Origin of the sequence: Streptococcus sp. 9903 (genome assembly GCF_013276625.1) — a bacterium.
In the GTDB taxonomy this organism is placed as follows: Bacteria; Bacillota; Bacilli; order Lactobacillales; family Streptococcaceae; genus Streptococcus.
The window spans coordinates 43,813-69,030 of sequence record NZ_VMLI01000008.1 but is presented as its reverse complement, the minus strand read 5'-3'; the positions used below and the strand labels follow the sequence as shown (position 1 = coordinate 69,030).

Annotated in this window: 25 protein-coding genes and 3 riboswitches; of the genes, 1 reads left to right on the top strand and 24 read right to left on the bottom strand. The window is 41.0% G+C overall.

All coding sequences use genetic code 11. The features are described 5' to 3' along the window. Window positions 1–144: 144 nt before the first annotated feature. The 5 genes from HT696_RS04225 to HT696_RS04205 all read right to left on the bottom strand — a co-directional run bounded on the left by HT696_RS04225 (window position 145) and on the right by HT696_RS04205 (window position 5,758). Window positions 145–492, bottom strand: a complete 348-nt coding sequence (locus HT696_RS04225) for a VOC family protein (RefSeq protein WP_173283362.1) — start codon at window positions 490–492, stop codon at window positions 145–147. 253 nt (window positions 493–745) lie between these two features. Next, window positions 746–2,521, bottom strand: coding sequence for a pyruvate oxidase (gene spxB / locus HT696_RS04220; protein WP_173217675.1), 1,776 nt, complete (start codon window positions 2,519–2,521; stop codon window positions 746–748). 206 nt (window positions 2,522–2,727) lie between these two features. Next, the gene (locus tag HT696_RS04215; RefSeq protein ID WP_173217676.1) at window positions 2,728–4,971 is read right to left on the bottom strand and encodes a heavy metal translocating P-type ATPase; all 2,244 of its coding nucleotides are present in this window, start codon (window positions 4,969–4,971) and stop codon (window positions 2,728–2,730) included. Window positions 4,972–4,980: 9 nt separating this feature from the next. After that, the gene (locus HT696_RS04210) at window positions 4,981–5,352 is read right to left on the bottom strand and encodes a cupredoxin domain-containing protein (RefSeq protein ID WP_173217678.1); all 372 of its coding nucleotides are present in this window, start codon (window positions 5,350–5,352) and stop codon (window positions 4,981–4,983) included. A gap of 10 nt (window positions 5,353–5,362) precedes the next feature. Further along, on the bottom strand, window positions 5,363–5,758 hold the full coding sequence (locus tag HT696_RS04205; protein ID WP_173217778.1) for a CopY/TcrY family copper transport repressor: 396 nt from the start codon (window positions 5,756–5,758) through the stop codon (window positions 5,363–5,365). A 184-nt stretch (window positions 5,759–5,942) separates the two neighbouring features. Next, window positions 5,943–6,040: riboswitch (TPP riboswitch) on the top strand. Between the two features lie 83 nt (window positions 6,041–6,123). Between HT696_RS04205 and thiD the strand changes: the two genes are divergently transcribed. Beyond that, complete coding sequence (gene thiD / locus HT696_RS04200) at window positions 6,124–6,915, top strand: bifunctional hydroxymethylpyrimidine kinase/phosphomethylpyrimidine kinase (RefSeq protein ID WP_173217680.1); 792 nt, start codon at window positions 6,124–6,126, stop codon at window positions 6,913–6,915. Window positions 6,916–7,078: 163 nt separating this feature from the next. On the opposite strand, the gene thiE (HT696_RS04195) is transcribed toward thiD, so the two are convergent. The 19 genes from thiE (HT696_RS04195) to HT696_RS04105 all read right to left on the bottom strand — a co-directional run bounded on the left by thiE (HT696_RS04195) (window position 7,079) and on the right by HT696_RS04105 (window position 25,217). Then, window positions 7,079–7,711: a thiamine phosphate synthase gene (thiE, locus tag HT696_RS04195; protein WP_172923372.1), complete on the bottom strand. Its 633-nt coding sequence runs from the start codon at window positions 7,709–7,711 to the stop codon at window positions 7,079–7,081. Further along, the gene (locus HT696_RS04190) at window positions 7,704–8,507 is read right to left on the bottom strand and encodes a hydroxyethylthiazole kinase (RefSeq protein ID WP_173217682.1); all 804 of its coding nucleotides are present in this window, start codon (window positions 8,505–8,507) and stop codon (window positions 7,704–7,706) included. Before HT696_RS04190 ends, thiE (HT696_RS04195) begins: the two co-directional genes overlap by 8 nt. Continuing rightward, window positions 8,507–9,031: an energy coupling factor transporter S component ThiW gene (thiW, locus tag HT696_RS04185; protein ID WP_023933981.1), complete on the bottom strand. Its 525-nt coding sequence runs from the start codon at window positions 9,029–9,031 to the stop codon at window positions 8,507–8,509. The genes HT696_RS04190 and thiW overlap by 1 nt, the downstream gene beginning before the upstream one ends. A gap of 4 nt (window positions 9,032–9,035) precedes the next feature. Next, window positions 9,036–9,728: a thiaminase II gene (tenA, locus tag HT696_RS04180; protein WP_023933983.1), complete on the bottom strand. Its 693-nt coding sequence runs from the start codon at window positions 9,726–9,728 to the stop codon at window positions 9,036–9,038. A 10-nt stretch (window positions 9,729–9,738) separates the two neighbouring features. Further along, window positions 9,739–10,389 carry an energy-coupling factor transporter transmembrane component T gene (locus tag HT696_RS04175; protein WP_173217684.1) on the bottom strand — a complete coding sequence of 217 codons (651 nt, stop codon included), beginning with the start codon at window positions 10,387–10,389 and terminating at the stop codon, window positions 9,739–9,741. A gap of 1 nt (window position 10,390) precedes the next feature. Then, entirely contained in the window at window positions 10,391–11,776 is a 1,386-nt protein-coding gene (locus HT696_RS04170) for an ABC transporter ATP-binding protein (protein WP_173217686.1), read from the bottom strand. Further along, window positions 11,777–12,337: an ECF transporter S component gene (locus HT696_RS04165; RefSeq protein WP_173283072.1), complete on the bottom strand. Its 561-nt coding sequence runs from the start codon at window positions 12,335–12,337 to the stop codon at window positions 11,777–11,779. 157 nt (window positions 12,338–12,494) lie between these two features. Then, window positions 12,495–12,583, bottom strand: a riboswitch (TPP riboswitch). 208 nt (window positions 12,584–12,791) lie between these two features. Continuing rightward, window positions 12,792–13,421 (bottom strand): thiamine phosphate synthase, encoded by a 630-nt coding sequence (gene thiE / locus HT696_RS04160; RefSeq protein ID WP_173217690.1) that lies wholly within the window; start codon window positions 13,419–13,421, stop codon window positions 12,792–12,794. Window position 13,422: 1 nt separating this feature from the next. After that, window positions 13,423–14,205, bottom strand: a complete 783-nt coding sequence (thiM, locus tag HT696_RS04155; RefSeq protein ID WP_050262178.1) for a hydroxyethylthiazole kinase — start codon at window positions 14,203–14,205, stop codon at window positions 13,423–13,425. 128 nt (window positions 14,206–14,333) lie between these two features. Continuing rightward, entirely contained in the window at window positions 14,334–15,002 is a 669-nt protein-coding gene (locus HT696_RS04150; protein WP_173217691.1) for a TenA family protein, read from the bottom strand. Window positions 15,003–15,217: 215 nt separating this feature from the next. Then, window positions 15,218–15,306, bottom strand: a riboswitch (TPP riboswitch). A 148-nt stretch (window positions 15,307–15,454) separates the two neighbouring features. Then, window positions 15,455–16,591, bottom strand: coding sequence for an L-lactate oxidase (gene lctO / locus HT696_RS04145; RefSeq protein ID WP_088791092.1), 1,137 nt, complete (start codon window positions 16,589–16,591; stop codon window positions 15,455–15,457). A gap of 623 nt (window positions 16,592–17,214) precedes the next feature. After that, window positions 17,215–18,705: a lysine--tRNA ligase gene (gene lysS, locus HT696_RS04140; RefSeq protein ID WP_173283361.1), complete on the bottom strand. Its 1,491-nt coding sequence runs from the start codon at window positions 18,703–18,705 to the stop codon at window positions 17,215–17,217. 373 nt (window positions 18,706–19,078) lie between these two features. Continuing rightward, on the bottom strand, window positions 19,079–19,711 hold the full coding sequence (gene pyrE / locus HT696_RS04135) for an orotate phosphoribosyltransferase (protein WP_173217693.1): 633 nt from the start codon (window positions 19,709–19,711) through the stop codon (window positions 19,079–19,081). 32 nt (window positions 19,712–19,743) lie between these two features. After that, window positions 19,744–20,445 carry an orotidine-5'-phosphate decarboxylase gene (gene pyrF, locus HT696_RS04130; protein WP_173217695.1) on the bottom strand — a complete coding sequence of 234 codons (702 nt, stop codon included), beginning with the start codon at window positions 20,443–20,445 and terminating at the stop codon, window positions 19,744–19,746. A gap of 232 nt (window positions 20,446–20,677) precedes the next feature. Further along, on the bottom strand, window positions 20,678–21,898 hold the full coding sequence (locus HT696_RS04125) for a cell division protein FtsQ/DivIB (protein ID WP_173217697.1): 1,221 nt from the start codon (window positions 21,896–21,898) through the stop codon (window positions 20,678–20,680). 9 nt (window positions 21,899–21,907) lie between these two features. Continuing rightward, window positions 21,908–22,966, bottom strand: a complete 1,059-nt coding sequence (locus HT696_RS04120) for a UDP-N-acetylglucosamine--N-acetylmuramyl-(pentapeptide) pyrophosphoryl-undecaprenol N-acetylglucosamine transferase (protein ID WP_173217780.1) — start codon at window positions 22,964–22,966, stop codon at window positions 21,908–21,910. A gap of 1 nt (window position 22,967) precedes the next feature. Further along, a complete protein-coding gene (murD, locus tag HT696_RS04115; protein WP_173283071.1) occupies window positions 22,968–24,320 on the bottom strand; it encodes a UDP-N-acetylmuramoyl-L-alanine--D-glutamate ligase in 1,353 nt (450 codons plus the stop codon). A 25-nt stretch (window positions 24,321–24,345) separates the two neighbouring features. Then, window positions 24,346–24,555, bottom strand: coding sequence for a hypothetical protein (locus HT696_RS10695; protein ID WP_049524124.1), 210 nt, complete (start codon window positions 24,553–24,555; stop codon window positions 24,346–24,348). A 20-nt stretch (window positions 24,556–24,575) separates the two neighbouring features. Next, entirely contained in the window at window positions 24,576–25,217 is a 642-nt protein-coding gene (locus HT696_RS04105) for an ABC transporter ATP-binding protein (RefSeq protein WP_000571284.1), read from the bottom strand. Window position 25,218: the final 1 nt, after the last annotated feature.

The window sequence follows — 25,218 nt, the reverse complement described above, 5'->3', positions numbered from 1 at the left end:
CGTTGTCAACTATTTATATGCAATTTTTTTATATATGCAATTTCTTTATATAAAAAGACCGGATTGCTCCGATCTTTTCAATAGTTTCTATTCTCACATTCTGTTTTTAAAATAATTAAGGTTATCTTCAAATGACTGAGCTCCTTATTTCATACGATAAAAATCAATCACTAGACCAGCTGGACCTTTTACAAGCAAGGATTCTGTTCCCCAATCCGTTTCACAAGGACCGTTTAAAATCTCGATACCAAGCTCTTTCAACCGTTGGTAATTCTGATCTACATCCTCAACCTCGATATGAATAATGATTCCTGACTGAAAGTTTTCCAAAGGAAACAAATGATTTTGGGACAACATCAGACAGTGACTGCCAATCGTAAACTGAGCAAAACTGTCATCAACATAATCGGACTTTTTATCCAAAATACGCTCCAAGTCCGCACAGACTTGGGGAACATCTGAAACGATAATATCTAATTGATTTAAATCCATTTACTCTCCTCCATAAAAAGACCGGATTGCTCCGATCTTTTCAAGTTTCTCTCTATGAAAATCAAAGAATAAACAAGGTGACACCAAGTTTGATGGCAAATATTTGCTCATCAAACTACGAAAAATCCTTTGGGACTTTTTCTAGGCTCCACACTAGATTACATCATTGAAATTTATAGTTTCAATGATGGAATCGTCGGCAGTAAGCTAATAAAGAAGTCTATAAATTTATCTTTGATTTCGACGAGAGGAATTATTTAATTGCGCGTGATTGCAACCCTTCTTCTTCCAAGAAGAGACGGAATGGTACGAGTTCTTCTGCTTCGTATTTTTCCTTGAAGGCTTTGATTGCTTCTTCTGAATGTTGTTTTGGATCCAACTCAAGTACTTCTACTGGAAGTGGACGGTGTGGAGTGATGCGAGCATCGATCACAACAGTTTTACCTTCTTTGTTGAGTTTAACAGCTTCTGCAACAACTGCATCGATGTCTTCGATACGGTCAACTGTAAATCCAACAGCTCCTTGAGCTTCAGCGATTTTCGCATAGTCAGCATTAGAGAAGTCACAACCAAACAAGTGTTTGTTTGTGTCTTCGTATTTGTCCTTGATGAAGGCATATTTACCATTTGAGAAGACAACGTTGATAACTGGAAGGTCGTATTGAACGTTTGTGATAACGTCTGGGTAGCACATGTTGAATGCACCGTCTCCCATGATGTTCCATACTTGGCGATCTGGATTGTCTTTCTTAGCAGCGATACCACCAGGAAGGGCAATACCCATTGTCGCAAAGAGTGGAGATGTACGCCACATGTTCTTAGGTGTCATGTGAAGGTGACGAGTAGATGTTTGAGTAGTGTCACCTACGTCGATTGAATAGATAGCGTCTTGATCAGCATGTTTGTTGATTGCATTGTAAACTTGATACAATTGCAATTCACCCTCAGTTTTACCTTCGATTTTGTTCATGTAATCACGCCAGTTTTGGTTGTTCTTAACGTTTGCACGCCACCATGGAGTTGATTCAACTGGGTTTACTTTGTCAAGGATAGCTTTAGCTGCTTGACCTGCGTCACCAAGGATTGAAGCGTCAAGGGCGTGACGTTTACCAAGTTTGTAAGGGTCGATATCGACTTGGATGAATTTTTCAGTGTTCTTGAATGCTTCGTAAACTTCAGCAAATGGGAAGTTTGAACCAAGGAAAAGAACTGTGTCTGCTTCAAAGACCACTTCGTTGGCTGGCTTCCAACCAACACGGTAAGCAGAACCTGTCAAACCTTCATAGTTCCATTCGAAAGCTTCAAAGTTTTTACCAGTTGTGATGATTGGTGCTTTGATTTTACGTGACAATTCAGTAATCACTTCACCAGCTTTCACACCACCGTAACCAGCGTAAATAACTGGACGTTCAGCATTGTTCAAGATTTCAACAGCTTTGTCGATTTCAACTTCGTTCAAAGCAGGAGCGATGAATGAACGTTCGTATGAACCTGAACCGTAGTATGAGTTTTCGTCGATTTCTTGGAAACCGAAGTTTACTGGGATTTCAACAACAGCTGGACCTTTTTTAGAAACTGCAGCACGGCAAGCTTCGTCGATTACTTTTGGCAATTGCTCAGCGTAAGCTACACGTTTGTTGTATACAGCGATACCGTTGTACATTGGGTTTTGGTTCAATTCTTGGAAAGCATCCATGTTGAGTTCGTTAACTGGACGTGATCCAAGGATCGCTAGGAATGGAGTGTTATCCATAGCTGCATCGTAAACACCGTTAATCAAGTGAGTCGCACCTGGACCACCTGAACCAACTGCAACCCCGATTGAGCCACCGAATTTAGCTTGCATAACCGCTGCAAGAGCACCTGTTTCTTCGTGGCGAACTTGCAAGAAGCGGATATCTTTTTCTTCAGCCAAAGCGTCCATCAATGAGCTGAGTGTTCCTGATGGGATACCGTAGATTGTGTCTACGCCCCATGTTTTCAATACGTTAAGCATTGCTGCAGATGCAGTAATTTTCCCTTGAGTCATAGTGATAACTCTCCTTCAATTTTTTTAGACTTGGAGAATACGATTACATAGAATTGGAAACGTTCTCCAAACTTTTACTATTCCACTGTATCATATTTATGTTGACTTTTCTAAAAATCTGCTCAAAACTCTCTATTCTCTATTCTAATACAGTTTTGAAAGTGCTGTCACTCCTGTTTTATAACAAAGAAATCCAGTCATTACTTTTAGTCTATTTTACTAAAGTTTAGTAAGAGTGAACTAGTCAGAACAGATACAGAACTAAAGGCCATAGCTAGACCTGCCAGTTCTGGATTGAGGGCCAGTCCAACACCTGAAAAGACTCCTGCTGCAATCGGAATTCCGGCGACATTGTAGATAAAGGCCCAGAAAAGATTGAGCAGAATTCGATTAAAGGTTTTCTTACTCATGTCAAAGGCACGAACCACTCCTAGGAGGTTATTAGTTGTCAACACCAAATCTGCTGACTCGATGGCAATATCTGTTCCAGCTCCCATAGCAATCCCCACATCTGCTACACTAAGGGCAGGAGCGTCATTGATACCGTCCCCAACAAAGGCTACTTTTCCAGTCGCTTGTAGTTTATGGATTTCATGGGCTTTTTCTTCTGGCAAGACACCTGCAATGACCTCTTCGATTCCGATTTGATCGGCAATAGCACGCGCCACACCTGCATTGTCTCCTGTCAGCATGACTGTTTTAAGACCTCGTTTTTTCAGCTGACTGATGGCTAGCTTGGCATTTTCCTTGGGGATATCTTGCAAGGCTAGCAAGCCTTTGATTTCATTGTCCACAGCCAAGAACACAACTGTCTTAGCTTCTTTTTCCAGTTCTTCTAGTTTATCTTGATGAGTGCTAGAAATATCCATGCCATCCAGCATTTTAGCATTTCCAAGCAGAACTTGTTTTCCATTGATTTGCCCTGAGACACCTTTTCCGTGCAAGGCTTGGAAATTTTCCACAGTGTGAAGCTCAAGTCCAGTTTCAGTCGCTCGCTTAACAATAGCCTCAGCCAGTGGGTGTTGAGAAGCTTCTTCCAAGGAAGCTGCCAATCCAAGCACTTCTACTTCGTCGCCGATGATATCTGTGACCACAGGTTTCCCTTCCGTCAAAGTTCCTGTCTTATCAAAAACAATAGTTTGGACTTTCTGGATTTCCTGTAGAACCGTTCCATTTTTGAGGAGAACTCCCATCTTGGCACTGCGACCTGTCCCCACCATAAGGGCTGTCGGTGTTGCAAGTCCCAAGGCACAAGGGCAGGCAATAATCAGAACTGCTACTCCATAGAGAAGCGAAGAGACAAAACTCGCTCCAAGCACAACTACACTATCCCTGAGCAAGACGAACCAAACCCAAAAGGTCACAATCCCTAAAATGACAACTGCTGGAACAAAAATGCCTGAAATTTTATCCGTCAAGTCCTGAATCGGCGCACGACTTGTCTGAGCTTTCTTCACAAAATCCACAATCTGAGCCAAAACAGTCTCTGAACCAACTTTTTCTGCTCTAAAAACAAGTGTTCCACTATTATTGATGGTTGAGCCAATAACAGTATCTCCAACTGTCTTGTCCACAGGTAGACTCTCACCTGTCACCATAGACTCATCAATACTAGAGATACCTTCTACTACGACACCATCAACCGCAATCTTTTCACCGGGACGCACTCGAATCAGGTCACCTACCTTGACTTGCTCCAAAGGGACTTGAACATAGTTATCCTCACGCAAGACTTCTGCAGTTTTAGCCTGCAAGTCAAGTAATTTCTCCACAGCTTGGGAAGTATTTTTCCGCATTTTCTCCTCAAAAACGGCTCCCATAAGAACGAAGAAGAAGATAAATGCAGCACTTTCAAAGTAAACGGGGAGGCCAGCGAAGAGGGCAACTAAGCTATAGAAATAGGCCACTAGGGTTCCCAGAGCAACCAAGGTATCCATGTTGGCATTGTGCTTTTTAAAACTAGCCCAAGCACTTTGAATATAAGGACCACCTGCTACTAGCATAATCGGTGTTGTGGCTAAAAAGGTGCCCCAACGCATGACTTGGTGACTAATTCCTCCTGTCGACATCCCAATCATGAGGATCACAAGAGGCACAGTAAAGATACTAGTAATCCAAAAACGCTGTAAAAGTGACAGAGATTTTCGAGTCTTCTCAACGACTGTATAGCTTCCCTTTTGCATCTTCATACCACAAGAAAATTCATGTTGGCCTAATTCTTGAGGTGTAAAACGAATTGTTTTCTCTTCGTCTACGCCGATTGGTTCCAAGATGCCTTCTTCTTCAAAAAGAATCTCCTTATAACAGTTTGAAGGTGTCACACGGTGAAAGGTGATCTCAGCAGGAACTCCTTTTTGCAGTTGAATGTGGGCTGGATGATAGCCTTTGTCTGCCGTGATACGGATTTTTTGAACACCATTTTCAAGACTTGCTTTTACAATTTCAGTCATAGTCTCCTCCTACTCTACTATCATCTTACCGTGCATCATATTCATGCCACAAGAGAAACCATACTCTCCAGCCTGCTCAGGCGTGATTTCCACTACATACTCTTCCCCCATAGGTAGGTCCGCATGGACACCAAAATCTGGAAAAACAATTTGATCCAGACAGGGTGAAGGATCCTTGCGGTCAAAGATAATGCGGGCTGGCACTGATTTCTTGAGGATAATCAACTCAGGCGTATAGCCCCCCATGACCTCCACTCGAATCTCTTGGTAGCCCTTTTTTTGCTGGGCCTTTTGTCCAGATTTTTCAGGCTTTTTGAAAAACCAGAACAAGATAAACGCGATAAGGGCAATACAAATAATGGTTACAATACTATTTAACATGACGTCTCCTTTACATACAATTACATTTTACTTTTGTTACAGCGCTTGATTTCTTCTCAGAAATCACAGCTTCCAAGTCTTCCAAGTCAGCCTGAGTAAAATCACATTCAGTAATCAAATCAGCCAACAAGTTCTTAATCCTACGAGAACAAACCTTGTCCTTGATATCTTGGACAAGTAAATCCCGACTTTGTTCCAAAGTTAAAAGGGCTGAATAGACAAAGAACTTGCCTTCTTTTTTCCTTGTCAGACACTCTTTCTCAACCAAACGAGCCAAAAGAGTCTGAATGGTCGACTTGGACCAGTCGAACCGCTCCGCCAGAACCCTAATCAAATCCGTACTAGTCTGCTCTCCTTGCATCCAAATAATCTTCATTACCTGCCATTCTGCATCTGAAATCTGCATCATCACACCTCCAAAATCTACATTTGTCAATTATGTTAAATAGTATACTCTTAAAATCTACATTTGTCAATTATAAAATCAATCTTTTCTTTAAAAAATAGAATTTTAATCATTTAAAAAACGATTTGCAGTCAAATATTACTATATAAACAATAAAAATATGCTATACTAAAGAAAAAAAGAAAACAACCACTAGGGGTGCGTAAAGCTGAGATTAACAACTGTTAGACCCTTTGACTCAATCTAGGTAATGCTAGCTGATGGAAGTGGAAATGATAATGGGGACTAGCAGTCTTCTATTACCTTCCTAAAACAGACTTGCTTGTTCTTGAGAATACAAACTTCAGTTGGTTGGGAGGTTTTAGATGACTTATTTACCCGTTGCTTTGACCATTGCAGGTACTGACCCCAGTGGTGGTGCTGGCATTATGGCTGATTTAAAGTCGTTCCAAGCTAGAGATGTCTATGGAATGGCTGTTGTAACCAGTCTTGTCGCTCAAAATACCAGAGGTGTTCAATTAATCGAGCACGTTTCTCCTCAAATGTTGAAAGCCCAATTGGACAGTGTCTTTTCTGATATTCCACCTCAGGCTGTAAAAACTGGGATGTTGGCAACTACCGAAATCATGGAAATCATCCAACCCTATCTTAAAAAGTTGGACTGTCCCTACGTCCTTGACCCTGTTATGGTCGCAACAAGCGGTGACACCCTGATTGGTACCAGTGCCAGAACTTACCTAAAAACAAACCTACTTCCCCTTGCAACCATTATCACGCCCAATCTTCCTGAGGCAGAAGAGATTGTTGGTTTTTCAATCCATGATCCTGAAGACATGCAGCGTGCCGGTCGCCTGATTTTAAAAGAATTTGGTCCTCAGTCTGTGGTAATCAAAGGTGGGCATCTCGAAGGCGGTGCCAAGGATTTCCTCTTTACCAAGGATGACCAATTTGTCTGGGAAAGCCCACGAATTCAAACCTGTCACACCCATGGTACTGGGTGTACCTTTGCTGCAGTGATTACGGCTGAACTAGCCAAGGGCAAGACTCTCTATCAGGCAGTCGATAAGGCCAAGGCCTTTATCACAAAAGCCATCCAAGACGCTCCTCAACTCGGTCATGGCTCTGGCCCAGTCAACCATACAACTTTTAAAGATTAAGAAAAAAACTCTCTAGTTCCTACTTTAAGGGAATTAGAGAGTTTTTATACTCTTCGAAAATCTCTTCAAACTACGTCAGCTTCCATCTGCAACCTCAAAGCTGTGCTTTGAGTAACCTGCAGCTAGCTTCCTAATTTGCTCTTTGATTTTCATTGAGTATTAGTTAGGAAATAATGTCATCCAGCTTTGATAAAAAGGCTTGGGTTTTTGCCTCAATATCTTCTGCCTGCATCAAATCACGCACTACAGCTACTCCAGCTATGCCAGTGCCCATAAGCTGGTCAATGTTCTCTGAAGTCAAGCCGCCAATAGCAACTACTGGAATGTCAACCGTTTGGCAAATTGTTTTCAAGGTCGATATCAGAGTAATGGGCGCATTTTCCTTGGTGGTGGTTGGGAAAATGGCTCCTGTCCCCAAGTAATCTGCACCTGATGTTTCTGCTTCCAGAGCTCTTTTTATTGTTTTAGCGGTGACACCGAGGATTTTTTCAGGTCCCAAGACTTGTCGGGCAACCGAAACTGGTAATTCATCGTCTCCGATATGCAGACCTGCAGCATCGACTGCAAGACAAACATCCAAACGATCATCGATTATCAAGGGTACCTGATAAACATCTGTTATTTCCTTGACTTGTTTTGCTAGTTGATAATATTGATTGGTTGTGAGATTTTTTTCTCGTAATTGGACTATGGTAACCCCTGAACGGCAAGCCGTCTCAACCTTTTCAAGAAATCTTTCCACGGAATCTTGGTAGCGATTGGTTACCAGATATAGTCTAAGTGCTTCTCTATTCATAAACCTCTCCTTTGATGGCATCTAACCAGTTTTTATCTCTCCTTAGAAGCGAAAACTGATTGAGTACTTGGTAACGAAATTCTTCCAATCCCATTCCTTGAACAACTATTCTCTCAGCGGAGATATTAAGATAAGAGACTGCTAAACACGAAGCTTCAAATCCAGTCTTTCCTTGGCTGAGAAAAACGGCTGTCAAGGCTCCAACCAAGTCTCCTGTCCCTGTTATCCAGTCTAATTCTGTACAGCCATTTCCCAGTACAGCGACCTGATTCTTCGAAACGATGAGGTCCTTAGGACCAGTAACTAAGAATGACATACCAGGATAGGTCTGACACCAGTCTTTCAAGACTTGAAGCAAATCCTCCGTTTCTTGATCTTTAGCACTGGCATCGACCCCAACGCCGTGGTGTTTTAAGCCAACAAGACTTCGGATTTCTGACATATTTCCTTTAAGGACCGTAGGGCTATTGTCTAAAAGGTCTTTAACTAAGCTCTTACGAATGACTGAAGCTGTTACGCCAACCGCATCTACTACCATTGGGAGACAAACTTGAGCTGCATAAGAAGCTGCCATACGGATTGCTTTTTCCTTCTCAGCTGACAAATGCCCCAAATTGATGAAGAGTGCCTGGCTTTGCTTAGTAAAATCAAGAACCTCACGGGAATCATCTGCCATAACTGGTTTACATCCCAAAGCCAAAATCCCATTTGCTAGCATCTCACAAGAAATCTCATTGGTAATACAGTGAATTAGGGAAGTCATTTCCAGAGGAAAAGGATTTGTCAATGCCTGCATCAGTCTATCCTTTCACCAAAGAAATATCCTTGCACTTTTTTAAAGAATTCCTGCTTGATTAAAAATCGAAAGGCAATAAAGGAAATCGCTGTACCAATCAAGGTTGCTCCAAAAAATCGAGGAGTATAGATAAACCAACTAAGCTTAGCGGCCGATCCTGTAAAGAGTACCATAACAGGATAGGAAACAATAGAACCAATAATACCTGTTCCCAAAATCTCTCCTAGAGCGGAATAATGAAATTTTCGACCATACTTATAAAAGAGACCTGCAAGGAGGGCTCCAAAAGTCGCTCCTGTGAGAGCTAAAGGCGGAATCCCTTGAGTCGTCATACGGATAAAGGCTGTGACTGTAGCCATAGCCAAGGCATAAACAGGTCCCATCATGATTCCTGCTAGAATATTGACTACACTGGACATCGGTGCCATTCCCTCAATCCGAAAGATAGGCGTAAGGACTACATCAAGGGCAATCATCATGGATAAAATGGTTAATTTGTGAACTTGCAATTGGTGCTTTCTCATATTTCTATTCTTCTCCTTTTTCTAAAGAGTGTAAATCACTCTTCCATGTCTGGTGTTGGTAGGCCATTTGCCAAAACTTAGCTTCCATGTGAACACTGATGTGGAAGGCATCTAGCATTTTTTTCTTGTCTGTCTCATTACTTTCGCGATAGAGTTGATTGACTAGCTCTCCCTCCTCTCTGATCTGTTGCTCTAACTCATCCGTAATATAAGTTTCAATCCATTGTTGGTAGAGAGGATTTGGTGATGGTTTAAGATTAAGTGATTTGCCTATATCATGGTATAACCAAGGACAAGGCAGCAAACTTGCAAAGGCAATGCCCAAGTTTGGCTCTGCAAATTGCCGATAAATGTGAGAAATGTAATGATAGCAGGTTGGAGCGATTGGATGTTGCTCCATTTCCTGATCGCTGATTTCCAATTCCTTGAAAAATTGTTGGCGGATAAATAACTCACCCTCCACTAGACTCTGAGCATTTTGTTTCAAGAGTCTTTTCATCTCTTGGTTTGAAGTCTTATCAGCCAAAAGGTGATAGATTTCTGAGAAGGCCTTCAGATAGTAGGCATCCTGAATCAGGTAATAGCGGAAAACGGCAGGTTCTAAATCCCCCTCTTGTAATTGTAAAATAAAGGGATGATGAAAGGAAGCCTGCCAAGCTTCCTTGGATAATTCCATCGCAATATCTGTAAATTCCATAATAACTCCTTTATAAAAATAGACTGGTTTGAAGCAATAAAAAGAAAAGCAGGTAGATTAATTTTGTTTTTTTAGGAATATAAAAAGTCCGATAGCTATTCTTCAACTGTGCATGTTCGTCATATCCATGCGCCGACAGGGCTCTCAGGTAAAGATGGCGCCACCTAAAGACTGTCATCAGAACCTTGCTGTAAATCAAGGGCGACCAAAAATGCAGTTCTTGACCACGTAATAGGCAAGCTTCTTTTAGGGACTTGATTTCTTGCTGAATGAGGGGGAAGGAATTAAATACCACAATCAAGGCATAGGCCCAAGAGCGTGATAACCCCTTTTGGGCCAAGTACAAGAGAAGCTCTTTTAGGGAAATAGAGGAAACAAAAACAAGACCAATACAAACGGTCACAAAGGCCCTCGTTCCAAGCATGACTGCCTGCGAAGCATCTCCATGTAACTGAACTGCCCAGTAGTTGGCAAAGGATGGCAAAATGGCGAGCAGAATCATCCAAGCCAATACTTTAAATCGACGGTAATAGAGCATAAAGAGAATACAGAATGCGACTACCGAAAGATTCAGAGCAATCGAAGGAATGAAAGATGTTTCCAAGGATAAAATCAGCAAGAAGAGACTGATAATCGGTGTCTGGGTTGCTACTTTGACCATACTATCTCACCTCCCCTTGGATATTGCTACTCTGAGACGTAAGTGGTTTGGTAATTGTCACTGATTTCACATGACGAAGACCCTGACTAGTCATCTCAATCCAATAATCAACCACAGAGATCAAGGGATCTAAACGATGGCTAATGATCAGAAAACTTCTTCCTTGATTTCTCTCCTCCACAATCCACTTGCAAAAATAATGGCAAGCTCTATCATCCAAACCTGCAAAAGGTTCATCTAGCAAGATCACTGAAGCCTTACTGGTCAAGATGGTCAAGAGCTGAAGAATTTTTTGCTGACCACCACTTAATTGATAGGGACTCTTATCAAGAGCCTGCTCCAGATCAAAATATCGTAAAGCTTGGAAAATTCGTTGATTTCTTTCAGAATCAGGTCCATCTAATTGAAGCTCTTCTCGCAGACTGACTCGGATAAACTGTTTCTCAGCTTCCTGAACAACACCCGTCAGGTCACGATACAAACTCTTTTTCTTTTTCAGGACTGTCCCCCTCCAGGTAATGCGCCCCTTATACTTTTGAAATTGAAGAATAGACCGAAAGAGGGTTGATTTCCCGACACCATTGTCACCCAAAATACAGGAAATTCCTTGGTAAAATGTGAAATCAGCAATCGAAAAGAGGGGGCGGTTACCAAGCTCACAAGTCGTTCGATCCATATGGAATAGTTCTGGGCTAGAAGCAACCTCCTTTGAAACAGCCTGTGTCATTTCAGAGGCAGGGATTTGAAACACTTCCCTTAGTTGTCCAACTCTTAGCCCCACCATATGGTCGATATAGGCTTCATAATCAGATAAATCATGGTCGCACAAAATAACTGTCTTCCCATTAGAGACCAACTCTTTTAGAATCTCCAATATCTCTATCCTACTCTTGCGATCAATGGAAGCAAAGGGCTCATCTAATAGATAGACCCTAGGATTCATAGCAAAGAGAACAGCCAAAGCAGCCTTTTGCTTTTCTCCACCTGATAAGTGATGGATGGGACGGTGCAAGATGTCCTTGCAACGACATTGCTGGACAACCTCTGCTATTTTAGAATCAATTTCCTGAACGGGATAGCCGATATTCTCCAAGGTAAAAATCAGCTCCTCAAACAAGTTCTCCATGGTAAATTGATGATTGGGATTTTGAAAGAGAATACCAACCGTTTGGACACGTTCGATGATAGAAAGCTGACTGACCTCGCTCTCATCTATCAGGACTTGACCGCTATAGGGAAGAGAACTAACTTGGGCAATAACTTGAAAGAGGCTCGATTTTCCAGACCCACTACTCCCAACTAACAAGGTAAAAGCTTGCTCATGAAAAGTAAAATCAAGCGGTTCCGAAAAAATTGGGGCCTGAATCTCCCGTAATTCCAGCCCCATCTATGCCTTTCCTCCAGTTGCAAACTGATGATAGAGTTTGACAATGGCACGAACCAAAATGGTACAGAAGAAATAAACAGAAATAAAACGCACCACAAGCAAGGAAAGGACAAAAGGAAGAGAGAAGGCGTAGTAACCTAACTTAATGTATTCATAGACAAAGCTAACAAGCGTAATCCCAATACTACTAACAGTTAGAGAGAGCCAACTTTCATAGCGATTCTTGGTTACGATAAAACCAAGTTCACTTCCCAAACCTTGAACCAAGCCAGACAAAAGGGCACCTAGACCGAATTGGCTACCATAAAGGACTTCAGCAAGCGCAGCTAGCACTTCTCCAATCGTTGCACTTCCGACTCTCGGAACAAAGATGGCAGCAATGGGCGCAGCCATACACCAGAGTCCAAAGAGGATTTCATTGGCAAAAGCCTGTAAACCAAGAGGTGTTAAGAGTAGGCTGAGAATATTATACACATATCCTGAACCAACGAAAACGCCACCAAAAAAGATAGACAAGAAAGCAAGCAAAATAACATCTTTTAACTGCCATTTTTTCAACATAAAAAACTCCTTTTTTTAAAGAAAATTGGGGCACTCAAGGTGAGCTACCAAAAGGATTTATATCACCTTCATCCAGTTTCGTAAAAGAAAAAACTCTAATTACAGATACGAATTAGAGTTCAGCTTACAAGATTAGACCGTTCTTTTCGACATACGAAAAAAACATTTCACATTTCCCTTCGCCAGTATTAACTGTATCAGGTTCAATGGGTATCATCTCAGCCTAAAGCACCCCAAATGTCTTTATTATTTAATTATGTGATTATTATAACACACATTTTATACTAGTTCAAGAAATTGAACTGGAAATACAGCCTTGCACTCATAAATACAGCAGATCTTTCTTTTGCAAAAAACAAATGACCTGTTTGATGAATTAGCCATTCAAGCTGAATCTGAACATAGCTTTTTAAAAAAGGAAAATCCTACTCAGAATCCAAGGATAGATTGATACCTATTGTTCACTCATTTCTCGAACAGTTTTTTCTATATTTTTTGCATACGATATTGCTGAAATGATTGAAACACCATCTATATTGGTCTGTATAATGTCTTTAATATGTTGCGTCTGTATCCCACCAATTGCAACTAAGGGCATTTGTGGCAATAGTTTTCTTATCAATTTAAGACCTTCATAACCTATAGCACCACCAGCATCATCCTTTGACTGGGTATCAAATACAGGACCAACACCGACATAATCTACATATTCAACTTTTGATTGTTGAAATTCTTCCTCATTTTTTATAGAAAGACCAATTATTTTATCTGGCATCAATTTTCTAATTTCATCAACTCCAAGGTCATCTTGTCCTACATGTACGCCATCAGCATCTATTTCCAATGCTAACTCAATATCATCATTAACGATAAATGGAACATTGTATTTTTTACAAAGATCCTGTAGTTTAATTGCTAATTCGACTTTTTCTTTACCTTCTAAGGCTCCCTCCCCTTTTTCACGAAATTGAAATAAGGTTATACCACCTTTTAAGGCTTCCTCAACGACTCTATATAGATCTTTTCCTTGGCAAGTAGTCGTTCCACAAATAAAATATAGTTTTAGTAATTCTTTATGAAACATTTTACTTCACTCTTTTGAATTCCTTTACATCTTCATCTGAAATCTCGTATAAGGCATTCATAAATTCAACTTTAAATGTTCCAGGAAGATGTCCATTTGGACGTTTTTCTGCCATTTCTCCAGCGATATTGTAAACCAACATTGCTGTTTCTAATGATTTCAATTCTTGACCTTTTTCTAGTCCGATAAAGCTTGCTACCACTGCCCCTAATAAACATCCTGTCCCAATGACTTTTGGCATCATGGCACTACCATTATGAATCGTTACCACTTCTCCATTAACAGCAATCGCATCAACTTCTCCAGTCACTACTATTGGAATATGAAACTTAGCGTTGGCTGCTAGAGCAATCTCATCAATATTATCCACACCAGCACTATCTACTCCTTTAGATGCCACATTTATACCTACTAAAGAAGCAATCTCTCCAGCATTCCCCCTAATCGCAGCTAGTTTGTAATTGTTGATTAAATCATCTGCTACTTTTTTTCTATATTCTCCTGCTCCACAGGCTACAGGATCTAAAACTGCTGGGACATTATATTTCTCTGCAATTTTCAGAGCAGCTTGGTATAATTTCCAATTATCATCCGTTAAAGTCCCAATGTTAATCAATAATCCTCCAGCATATTTTAATAAATCTTCTAAGTCTGCTGGGTACTCGCTCATAGCTGGTGAGGCACCCAGTGCTACTAATCCATTTGCTGTGAAATTTTTTACTACATCATTGGTTATGCAAATGACCAAAGGTGCTTTTTCTTTTAATAATTTTAAACTTGTCATATTGAATTCCTTTCTTTTCACTTTATACGATCTATTGATTTCGATTTATCTCTATCTTTAGTTGAGAATTTTTTTCAGTTACATTGAATGATTTACCTCGTCAAATTTGTCAGTATCCTGAACTTTCTCTAGGCATCATAACCAATATCAAAAAAGGCTAATTCTAAAGCGACCGCTTGATTCCAGCGTTGCTGAAGTTCTGTCAAATCTTCTCGACCTTTTCCGACACGATTGAGTTCGTCAACCAGAAATTGAACCCACTCTGCAAAGAAAGGACCTCTGTGGAGATTGATCCATTCCGAATGAATGTAGGCTTCAGGTAGAGCCAAATCTTTAGAACCCCAGTCTAAATAGAGTCCTTCTGCAATGACCAGCATGACCAAAAGATGGGCATAGTCTGATGAAGCCACTGCCGAATACATCAGATCCTGAAAGGCTTTTGTTACAGGGTGCAAGGTCACTTCCAGATAGTCATTCTCAGATACTTTTAAGTCTTTGAAAGCCTTTTGGAAATAACCATCTTCATCTGCTTCAAGAAAGCCTAGTTGCTTGGCAAAACGGAGCTTGGATTCAAGCTGGTCTGCGTGGGCTACGCAAGCACCTAGCATGGATAAGAAGGCATCAAAGAAGTGATAATCTTGAATCAAGTAATCCTTTAAGACCTTATTCTCAATTGTCCCCGTAAAAAGTTCCTTGACAAAACGATGATTGATTGCAGCCTGCCAATCCTTCTGACTATTTTTTAATAATTCTCCAACAATCAAACCTGGCTGAAATGCATAAACCTGTGTTTCCATATTTATTTTTCCTCCTTTTACTCGTTCGTAATCAACAAAACACCAAGAAAATCCTAGTTTTACTTGACCTTTTTAAAGAAAATCAAGGGCGTTCAAGAAGAGCTACCTAAATGCTTTGTATCACCTTCATCCAGCTTATATAAACAAAAAAACTCCAATTACAATCAAGAATTAGAGTTTAGCTTACAAGATTAGACCGTTCATTTCGACATACGAAAAAACGTTTCACATTTCCCTTCGACAGTCTTAACTGTATCAGGTTCAATGGGTATCATCTCAGCCTAAAGCACCCCAAATGTCTTTATTATTTAATTACTGCACCAGTATAGCAAAAAATGAAAGCCCTAGCAAGATATTTGATTAGAAAATATATTTATATTGTTTTTAATGGTGATTTATTCTTCCAATACACGAAGAAAAACCTCCACATTCAGTGGAGGCAATCTCTTTTATCAATACAATTTTAAGTCACGTGGGTCAACTGGGAAGGTTGGGTTGTATGGGTTGTGACGGAGTTTGAAATGTTTGACATCTTCAATGGTCTGAGTTCCAGACAACTGCATAACTGTCTTCAATTCCGCATTCAAGTGTTCAAAGACTTGACGCACACCAACACTACCGCCGAGAGCCAAGCCATAGATAACAGGGCGACCAATAGCTACCAAGTCTGCTCCTGAAGCCAAGGCTTTAAAGACATGTTGACCACGACGAACACCTGAGTCAAAGACAATTGGTACGCGTTTGTCGACTGCTTCTGCTACTTCTTGAAGTGAATCAAATGCAGCTGGTCCACCGTCGATTTGACGACCACCGTGGTTGGTTACCCAGATACCAGAAGCTCCTGCAGCAAGCGAACGTTCAACGTCCTCACGGCATTGTGGTCCCTTGACATACACAGGAAGTCCTGAGTATTCAGCGATAAATTCTACATCACGTGGAGACAAGCGTTGTTTAGCTGATTTGTAAACAAAGTCCATTGATTTACCAGCACCTTCTGGCAGGTATTCTTCAACAATCGGCATGCCAACTGGGAAGACAAAACCATTACGCTTATCCACTTCACGATTACCCCCTACAGTAGCATCTGCCGTCAAGACAATCGCTTTATAACCTTCAGCCTTCACACGGTCCATGATATGGCGGTTGATACCGTCATCCTTACTAAAGTAAAATTGGAACCAGTGAGGTGTCCCTTGAAGGGCTTCAGAAATCTCTGGAAGGTCAACAGTAGAGTATGAGCTAGTTGTATAAAGAGAACCAAACTCATGCACACCACGCGCAGTCGCCACTTCACCCTGTTCATTAGCTAATTTATGAGCCGCAACAGGCGCCATAATGATTGGTGAAGACAGTTTTTCACCTGCAAATTCAATCTCTGTACTTGGATTTTCTACATTGCAAAGCGTATGCGGAACGATGAGTTTGTGGTTAAAAGCACGGATGTTCTCCCGTAAAGTAAAAGTATCCTCTGCTCCACTGGCGATATAACCAAAGGCTGCTTTAGGGATCACTTTTTGCGCCATGGGCTCCAAATCATAGGTATTGATGAAATCTACATGACCTTCTGCATTGCTTGTTTTGTATGACATAAACTGTCCTCCTTGATTAAGTAAGCGTTTGCTTTTTACTATACAACTATAATAACTCTTTTTTCAATCATTTTCAAGAGTTTTGCTTAAAAACCATCTTATTTTTTCATACAATATACTATCCCTACTTTCCTTAAACTCTAAACTTTAGTCTATATTAAGTGAATCGTTGAGATTTTTTGCTGCCAGGCATTTGAACTACTTTTTTATTTGCTGATTCTATCTACTAATGCTATAAAAAACAAGTGAATAAGACACCAGAACATCCTCTAATAGAGCCTATGGACTTATATCAGTCCCATAATACTGTTTAAGCAAGATACTATCCTAGTTGACGCTAACTTCCTATCCCTCTTATTAATTTTTTATTTATAGTGAATCTGAACAAATCAATTGGGGAGTCCAAGTCAATTTCTAGTACTTTTTGAAAAGTTTCAGCGTACTATCGTAAAATGAAATAAAACATGCGCAAATTGATTAGGGAATTTAAACCAATTTCTAACAATGTCTTAGAAATCAAAGTGTACTATTTCAACTTCAATACACTATACTTCATTTTCTCCTTAAATTCAGTCTCTTTTTGCATCAAAAAAATCCCCTGGCAAGTACCAGAGGATAAGAGCTTATTTCATTGTTGGGAAGAGCAATATATCACGGATAGTAGTTGTATCAGTGAGGAGCATGCAGAGACGGTCGATACCGATTCCCAAACCACCTGTTGGTGGCATACCGTATTCAAGAGCCTCGATGTAGTCATAGTCGATTCCTGTCGCTTCATCATCACCAAGTTCTTTGGCTTTAGCTTGGGCTTCAAAACGGCTAAGTTGGTCGATTGGGTCGTTGAGCTCAGTAAAGGCATTACCGTACTCCTTAGTCATGATGAAGAGCTCGAAACGGTCAGTAAAGCGTTGGTCTTCAGGATTTTTCTTCGCGAGTGGAGATACAGCTACTGGATGTCCATAGACAAAGGTTGGTTGGATCAAGGTTTCTTCAACAAACTCTTCAAAGAAGGCATTGATGATGTGACCAACTTCAGTGTAGTGTTTCTCAACTGGAACTTTCTTCTCAGCAGCGATAGCTTTAGCTTCTTCCAAAGTCATGTCTTGCCAGAAATCGACACCAGTAATTTCTTTGATAGCATCCACCATGTGAACACGTTTAAATGGTTCGTTGATCTTGATTTCAGTACCTTGATAGTTGACTGGACCATCACCTTTAACAGCTTTAGCAGCATGTTGGATAATGCCTTCCGTCAAGTCCATGATGTCTTGGAAGTCTGCATAAGCTTGGTAAACTTCGATAGAAGTAAATTCAGGGTTGTGAGTAGCATCCATTCCTTCGTTACGGAAGATACGGCCAATTTCATAGACGCGTTCCATACCACCCACGATAAGGCGTTTCAAGTGAAGCTCAGTCGCGATACGAAGTACCATGTCAATGTTTTGGGCATTGTGGTGGGTGATAAATGGACGGGCAGAAGCACCACCGGCTTCGTTATGAAGAACAGGTGTTTCCACTTCAAGGAAACCTTTTTGGTCAAGGTAACGACGGATTTCAGAGATGATTTTTGAACGAGTGACAAAGCGTTCAAAGCTTTCACGGTTAGAAATCAAGTCAAGGTAACGTTTACGGTAAATTGTTTCAACGTCTGTCAAACCATGGAATTTCTCTGGTAGAGGACGAAGAGCCTTAGACAAGTGTGTGATGTGAGTAGCCTTGATAGAGAGTTCTCCCATATCCGTACGCATCACTTCACCTTCGACACCAAGGAAGTCACCAAGGTCTGCTTTTTTGAAGATTTCGTAGTTTTCTTCACCGACAGCATCCTTACGAACGTAGATCTGGATTTGACCTTCACGGTCTTGAAGGTGGGCAAAACCTACTTTACCTTTACCACGTTTGGTTACCAAGCGTCCTGCGATAGTAGCTGTTTCGTTTTTATCATGTAATTGTTCTTTATCGAGGTCAGCAAATTTATCTTTTAATTCTTGTGAATTTGCAGTACGTTCAAAGCGTTTTCCAAAGGGATCGATTCCTTGTTCACGGAGCGCAGCCATTTTTTCACGGCGAACGATCTGCTGGTCATTTAGTTCTTCCATATGTTCTGTAGACATGGGATCCTCCTAGTTTTACTCAAAATTGAATACGATGAGTCATTTTTTGCGATACTCCCATTTTATCATAAATAACCAAGAAATTCACGGATAATCTTTCAAAACTAAAAAGAACTTGGCGCTAAAATCACTGAAAAGACTGGGATAAGCAAGAAATTCCAAAATCTCAGAAAAGGAAATCTGACCATGTTTATGGATTATACTTTAATCCTTGTAACTTTCATGACGTGTGCTACTTTTTATATAAGAGCAAGCTAAGCAAATCTAAAACTGAAACAATTGACGTAAAAAACATTAACAACTTGAATCTTGTCATCCATATACCTGATATGACAGAATAGTATAATTTTTAACCTTTTAGTCTTTTGATTTTTTACACCTCTTGCCAAGTTTCTTGGTCTTCTTTAAAGCGTTTTAGAAGATCGAGTCCTTCTGGTGTGATATAGCCTTCTTCTTGGGCTAGATGGATGAGTTCACTGTAGTTAGAAAGCGTCACAAGTTTGACACCTGCATCTGAGAAGTTCTGATCTGCTTTTGGCAATTGGTAACTAAAAATCGCTACAACTCCAAGTACATCTGCTCCTTCTCGCTTGGCTGCTGCTACTGCTTCAAGAACAGAACCACCTGTTGAAATAAGGTCTTCAACTACTACCATTTTTTGACCTTGAGCTATGCGACCTTCGATTTGATTACCAGCACCGTGGTCTTTTGGTTTGCTACGGATGTAGGCAAATGGCAGATTCATCTTGTCAGCAATAATAGCTCCGTGTGGAATCCCTGCTGTTGCAGTTCCTGCAATGACTTCTACCTCTGGAAAGGCTTCTTTGATAGCTTCCACAAAGCCATTTTCAATTAGGGTACGAGTTTCTGGATAGGCAAGACTTACACGGTTATCTGTGTAAATCGGCGACTTGATACCAGATGCCCAAGTGAAAGGCTCCTCTGGTTTGAGGTAAACGGCTTGAATTTTCAAGAGGTGGCTAGCGATATCTTTAGCAAGTGTCATGGTATTCTCCTTTTATTTTTATAATCTATTCTTTAATTCCAGTCCTGTGTCCATTCATCCTTGATGGCATGATAAGCTGCAACAGGATCCTCAGCTTGGGTAATGGGACGTCCCACTACGATATAGTCACTACCGATTTGATAGGCATTAGCAGGTGTCATGACTCGTTTTTGATCTCCAACTGCAACACCAGCTGGACGAATCCCTGGTGTCAGACAGATAAAATCTGGATTGGTAGCCTGCTTGATGACTTCCACTTCCTGAGCCGAGCAAACGACACCATCTAATCCCGCTTCAGCTGTCTTCTTAGCATAATGAATGACAGACTCTTGCAGACTGGTTTGGATATTTTGAAACTCCTGCATCTGGGCTTCTGACGTTGATGTGAGCTGCGTTACAGCTATCAATTTTGCTTGACTTCCAAGACCTTCACGCGCAGCCTTCATCATCTCTACACCGCCAGCAGCATGAACATTGGTCATATCCACACCAAGCTGAGACAAGACCTTCATAGCTGACTTGACTGTATTGGGAATGTCATGAAGCTTGAGATCCAAAAAGACACTATGACCCAGACCTTTCAAGTAAGATACAATCTCAGGACCCGTTGCGTAATAAAGCTCCATCCCTACCTTGAGATAAAGGCTTTCTTCTGCTGGGAAAAGAGCTAAAAATTCCTTGACCGCCTCAAAACTAGGAAAATCAAGAGCAATGACTGGACGATGTTCTCGCATAGGTTTCTCCTTTTACCTTTGCTAGTGAGAGAGTCTGGCCACAAGAAGCCACGAAAAAAGGAACCTGCCAACAGCAAGGTTCCACGAAAAATGGGTAGTCTCCACCCTTTCACCGTCTAACCTTAGCTGCCTCTCTGGACTGCTTTAAAGGTTTTTTACTATTCTATTATTTCTACTAGCACTTGTCAAGTAAAAACATGGCAACTAAAGAGCTATGAAAGAAAAGGTAAACCTAGCGACGCGATGAGCGCTGGGTCGTTTGGTTTCGATTGCTCTCTTCCTCTTGTTTTTTCTGTTCTTCTTCTAAACGTTTACGTTCTTCTTCCTGTTTTTTCTCGGCTTCCTTAGCCTCTTGTTTGGCCTTTTCCTCAGCTTCCATAATTAATTTATCCGCTACAGTGTAGCTGTAAATTCCAGCTTCCATGTCAATCACACTCGGTTCTGACAATTGTGGCTTAATCTTGCTGTAATAAGGCAATTTCTTGCTCATTTCAGACAAGGGAACCAAGACTTCGTCCGAATCATTCATGGTCAATCGAATTAAATCGGAAGTCACCTTGCTGGGAGCTAGTTCCACCTTTTGGATAGCTGCCTTGAGTTCTGGGCTAATTTGAGCAAGTTCTGAGACAAAAGCCTTGATTTGTTCGCTATCATTAAAGAGAACTGATATATAAGTTTCTGGCAAACTGACCAAGCTCACAGAACTAGTCTCAAGCTGACCGCTGGAAAGAATAGGATAATGATTTTCACCAGAAACATAGTAGGCCACAATATCGTATTCTTTAACCTTGATAGTAAACTTGGTTGGAAATTGATAGACAAGTTGAGCTGATTCAACCCAATAATTAGACTTGATCCGCTCTTCATATTTTGCCTTGTCTAGCAGAAGGTTAATCGTATAATCCGAATCCTGAATGCCTGAAGCCTGTCGGATATCATCAGCCGTAGTGTGCATCGTTCCCTCAACACGGATATCCTTCATGGTCGCATAAGGACTTAGTAGGTAGGCAGAGACAATCAATAAAAGCAGACTTGGAAATAAAATCGTTAGAGCTCGCAAGATATGGAGGCCAGGAATCTTTGCTTTGGCTGCTTTTTCCTTTGGAGCCTTTTTAGCAAGATTTTTATCCTGTTCCTCCTTCTCTTTAGACCCTGATTCTTCTATCTCTTCTTCCTTTTTGTCACCCTCTGGGGCTTCTACTTTTTCTTCAGACTTTTCCTTAGCTGATTCTTCATCTTCTGGGTCCGCTTCACTCTCCGAGCCCTCCTTGTCCTCTGACTTCTCGGATTTTTCTCCCATTCGAGCTTGTCTTTCCTTTTCTTTCTCCTCAGCTAGAGCCGCCTCTTCTTCAGCCTTCTTTTTTAGATATTCTTGGTTTCGTTTCTGCCATTCTGATAACTCTTTAAATTCTTCGAGGATTTCTTTGCCCTCATTTTTCTTATCTTTTGACATTTACTTTCCTTATGATAAATCTTTTTTCAACAATTGATAAAAATCTGCTAGAGATTTCAATTCCTTAGAAGCCTTCATCTTAGCTTGGTAGTCTTCCTTGTGGCTTAGTAAGTGAGACAGCTTCTCTTCCAAACTATCCAAGGTCAAATCACTTTCTTGAAGCTCTTCTGCATAGCCTTTCTTAACAAAGTAAGCTGCGTTCTCAATCTGGTCTCCACGACTAGCTTCACGACCAAGCGGCACAATAACATGCAATTTTGCCATGGCCAAGAGCTCAAAAATCGTATTGGCACCACCTCGTGTCACAACAATATCAGCCAATTCCATCAAAGGTTGATAGAGATTGGTCACATAGTCAACACGAAAAAGATTTTGGCTCAACTCGTTCAGGCTAGAATCTCCAGTTAGATTGATAATATTGTAGCGCTCTGTCAGCTCTTTCTTATGGTCTGTCACCAATTGGTTAAAGACACGAGCGCCTGCAGAACCACCGACAAACAATACAGTTGGCAATTTTTGATTAAAGTGGGTTTGGATATCCACCAATTCATCTGGTTCTGGATTTTTTTGGTCTGAAACCTTGGTCACTGCTCCCACATGCTCAACCTTAGACAAACTTGAAGCTTGCTCAAAGGTTGAATACATCTTGGTCGCAAATTTATAAGCGATTTTATTGGCCAAGCCCATAGACAGGTCAGATTCGTGAATAAAGACAGGCACTCCTGACACACGCGCAGCGATAACAGGCGGTACTGAGACAAAGCCCCCCTTTGAAAAAAGAGCCTGTGGACGAATTCGTAACATGATAAAGAGCGATTGGACAATTCCCCACCCAACTTTAAAGATATCCAGCATATTTTGCCAAGAGAAATAACGACGCAATTTCCCAGTCGCAATGGAATGGAAGGTGACATCTAGACCCGACTTGAGGATTTCTTGGTGTTCGATGCCACGTTTATCTCCGATATAGTGGACTTCCCATCCATCTTCGATGAACTTGGGCATCAACAAAAGGTTGAGAGTAACGTGTCCCACCGTCCCCCCACCTGTAAAGACAATTTTTTTCATATTATTCATTTAACTCCGCTACTGTGTCGATAAAGAGGTCGCCACGTACTTCAAAGTTAGCATACATATCCCAGCTGGCATTGGCAGGACTGAGAAGAACCACATCTCCTTGAGTCGCAAGTTCATAGGATTTGCGGGTCGCATCTGCAATGTCAGTCGCATCCACATATGCCACACCAGCCTTGTCTGCTGCCCGTTTAACACGTTCTGCAGACTGACCGAGAATGACCATCTTCTTGAGTCCAGTAATGTCTGGAACCAATTCGTCAAACTCATTGCCACGGTCCAAACCACCTGCAATCAAGATGACCTTGCTGTTGTCAAATCCTGACAAGGCTTTTTGGGTAGCCAAGATATTGGTTGATTTACTATCATTATAGAATTTGACACCCTTGATTTCATCCACAAATTGGAGACGGTGTTTGACACCACCAAAGGCTGAAAGAGTTTCTTTGATGATCTGGTTATCTACACCACGAAGCTTAGCTACAGCAATAGTCGCAAGGGCATTTTCCACATTGTGACTACCTGGAACTCCGATTTCATTCGCTGCCATGACCACTTCCCCACGGAAGTAGAGTTGACCATCTTCCAAATAAGCTCCATCAACCTTTTCAAGTGTTGAGAATGGTACAACTGTAGCTTGTGTTTTTCTTGCCAATTCTTTTGCCAAGTCTTGGTTAAAGTTCAAAACAAGGAAATCAGCTGCTGTCATCTTGTTCTGGATATTCCACTTGGCTGCTACATATTCCTCAAAAGAACCGTGGTAGTCGATATGAGTTGGCATGAGGTTGGTAATAACCGCAATCTCAGGATGGAATTCTTGAACGCCCATGAGTTGGAAAGAAGAAAGTTCCATAACAAGAGTGTCCTTGTCTGTCGCTGTTTGAGCAACCTGACTGGCAGGATAGCCGATATTTCCTGATAAAAGACCATGTTGCCCAGCAGCAGTCAAAACGTCCCCAATCATAGTCGTTGTGGTCGTTTTTCCATTTGAACCTGTGATACCGATAATGGGCGCTTCTGAAATCAAGTAAGCCAATTCCACCTCAGTCAAAACAGGGATACCTTTGGCCAAAGCCTTTTCAATCATGGGATTGCTGTAGGGAATACCTGGATTTTTCACCATAAGGGCAAACTCTTCATCCAAAAGTTCCAAAGGATGGCCACCTGTGATAACCTTGATTCCTTCTTCCAACAAACTTTGGGCAGCTGGATTGTCCTCAAAAGGCTTCCCATCATTTACCGTCACAATGGCACCTAGCTTGTCCAACAAACGAGCTGCAGATTCACCAGACTTGGCCAAACCTAAAACAAGGACTTTCTTATTTTTAAATTGATCTATTACTTTCATGTCTCAAACTCCATTTCTACTCCTACTATTTTACCATTTTTATGGAAATAAAAAAGCCACAAAGTGTGTTTGTGACTCTTTCTTCTAACTGATACTCTTCGAAAATCTCTTCAAACCACGTCAGCTTCGCCTTGCCGTATATATGGTTACTGACTTCGTCAGTTTCATCTACAACCTCAAAGCAGTGCTTTGAGCAGCCTGCGGCTAGCTTCCTAGTTTGCTTTTTGATTTTCATTGAGTATGAATCTTACCATATCATCTATTTGATAAATCGGTAACTCGAATAACTTGATCCACTTGCTCCCAAATCAGAGGATTGTGGGTCGCAATAATAATGGTTCGATTCGGATTTTTTAAAGATTCTAGGATAGAAAGTAATTCCTCAGAGTTTTTGGGGTCTAGCGAAGCGGTTGGTTCATCTGCCAGGATCAAAGGTGGATCCTTTAAAATTATCTTCGCTAGTGCAACACGTTGTGCTTCTCCTCCTGATAATTCAAAGATAGGTTGCTTTAAATCCAAATAAGAGAGGTTTACACGGTTTAGAGCTTGTTTCATCAAAGAGATTTTCTCTTTCTCTTTCAACTTTTTACCAACTAAACCCAGATTGAGATTCTCTTTGACGGTTTGGCTTTCAATTAAGCCAAAATCTTGAAATAGGTATCCTAAGTAATCTCTAAAGAAAACAGAAGGCTTGATGTCTTTAAGAGAAGTGCCATCATAGATGATTTGTCCTTTGTCATATGGCTCTAATCGTCCAATCATATTCAAGAGTGTTGTCTTACCACAGCCACTTGTACCAATTAAGGCATAAATTTTCCCACCTTCAAAATGAAGATTCGTATCTGAAAATAGCTGACGGCTTCCAAATTTTTTAGATATATTCTTTAGTTCAATCATC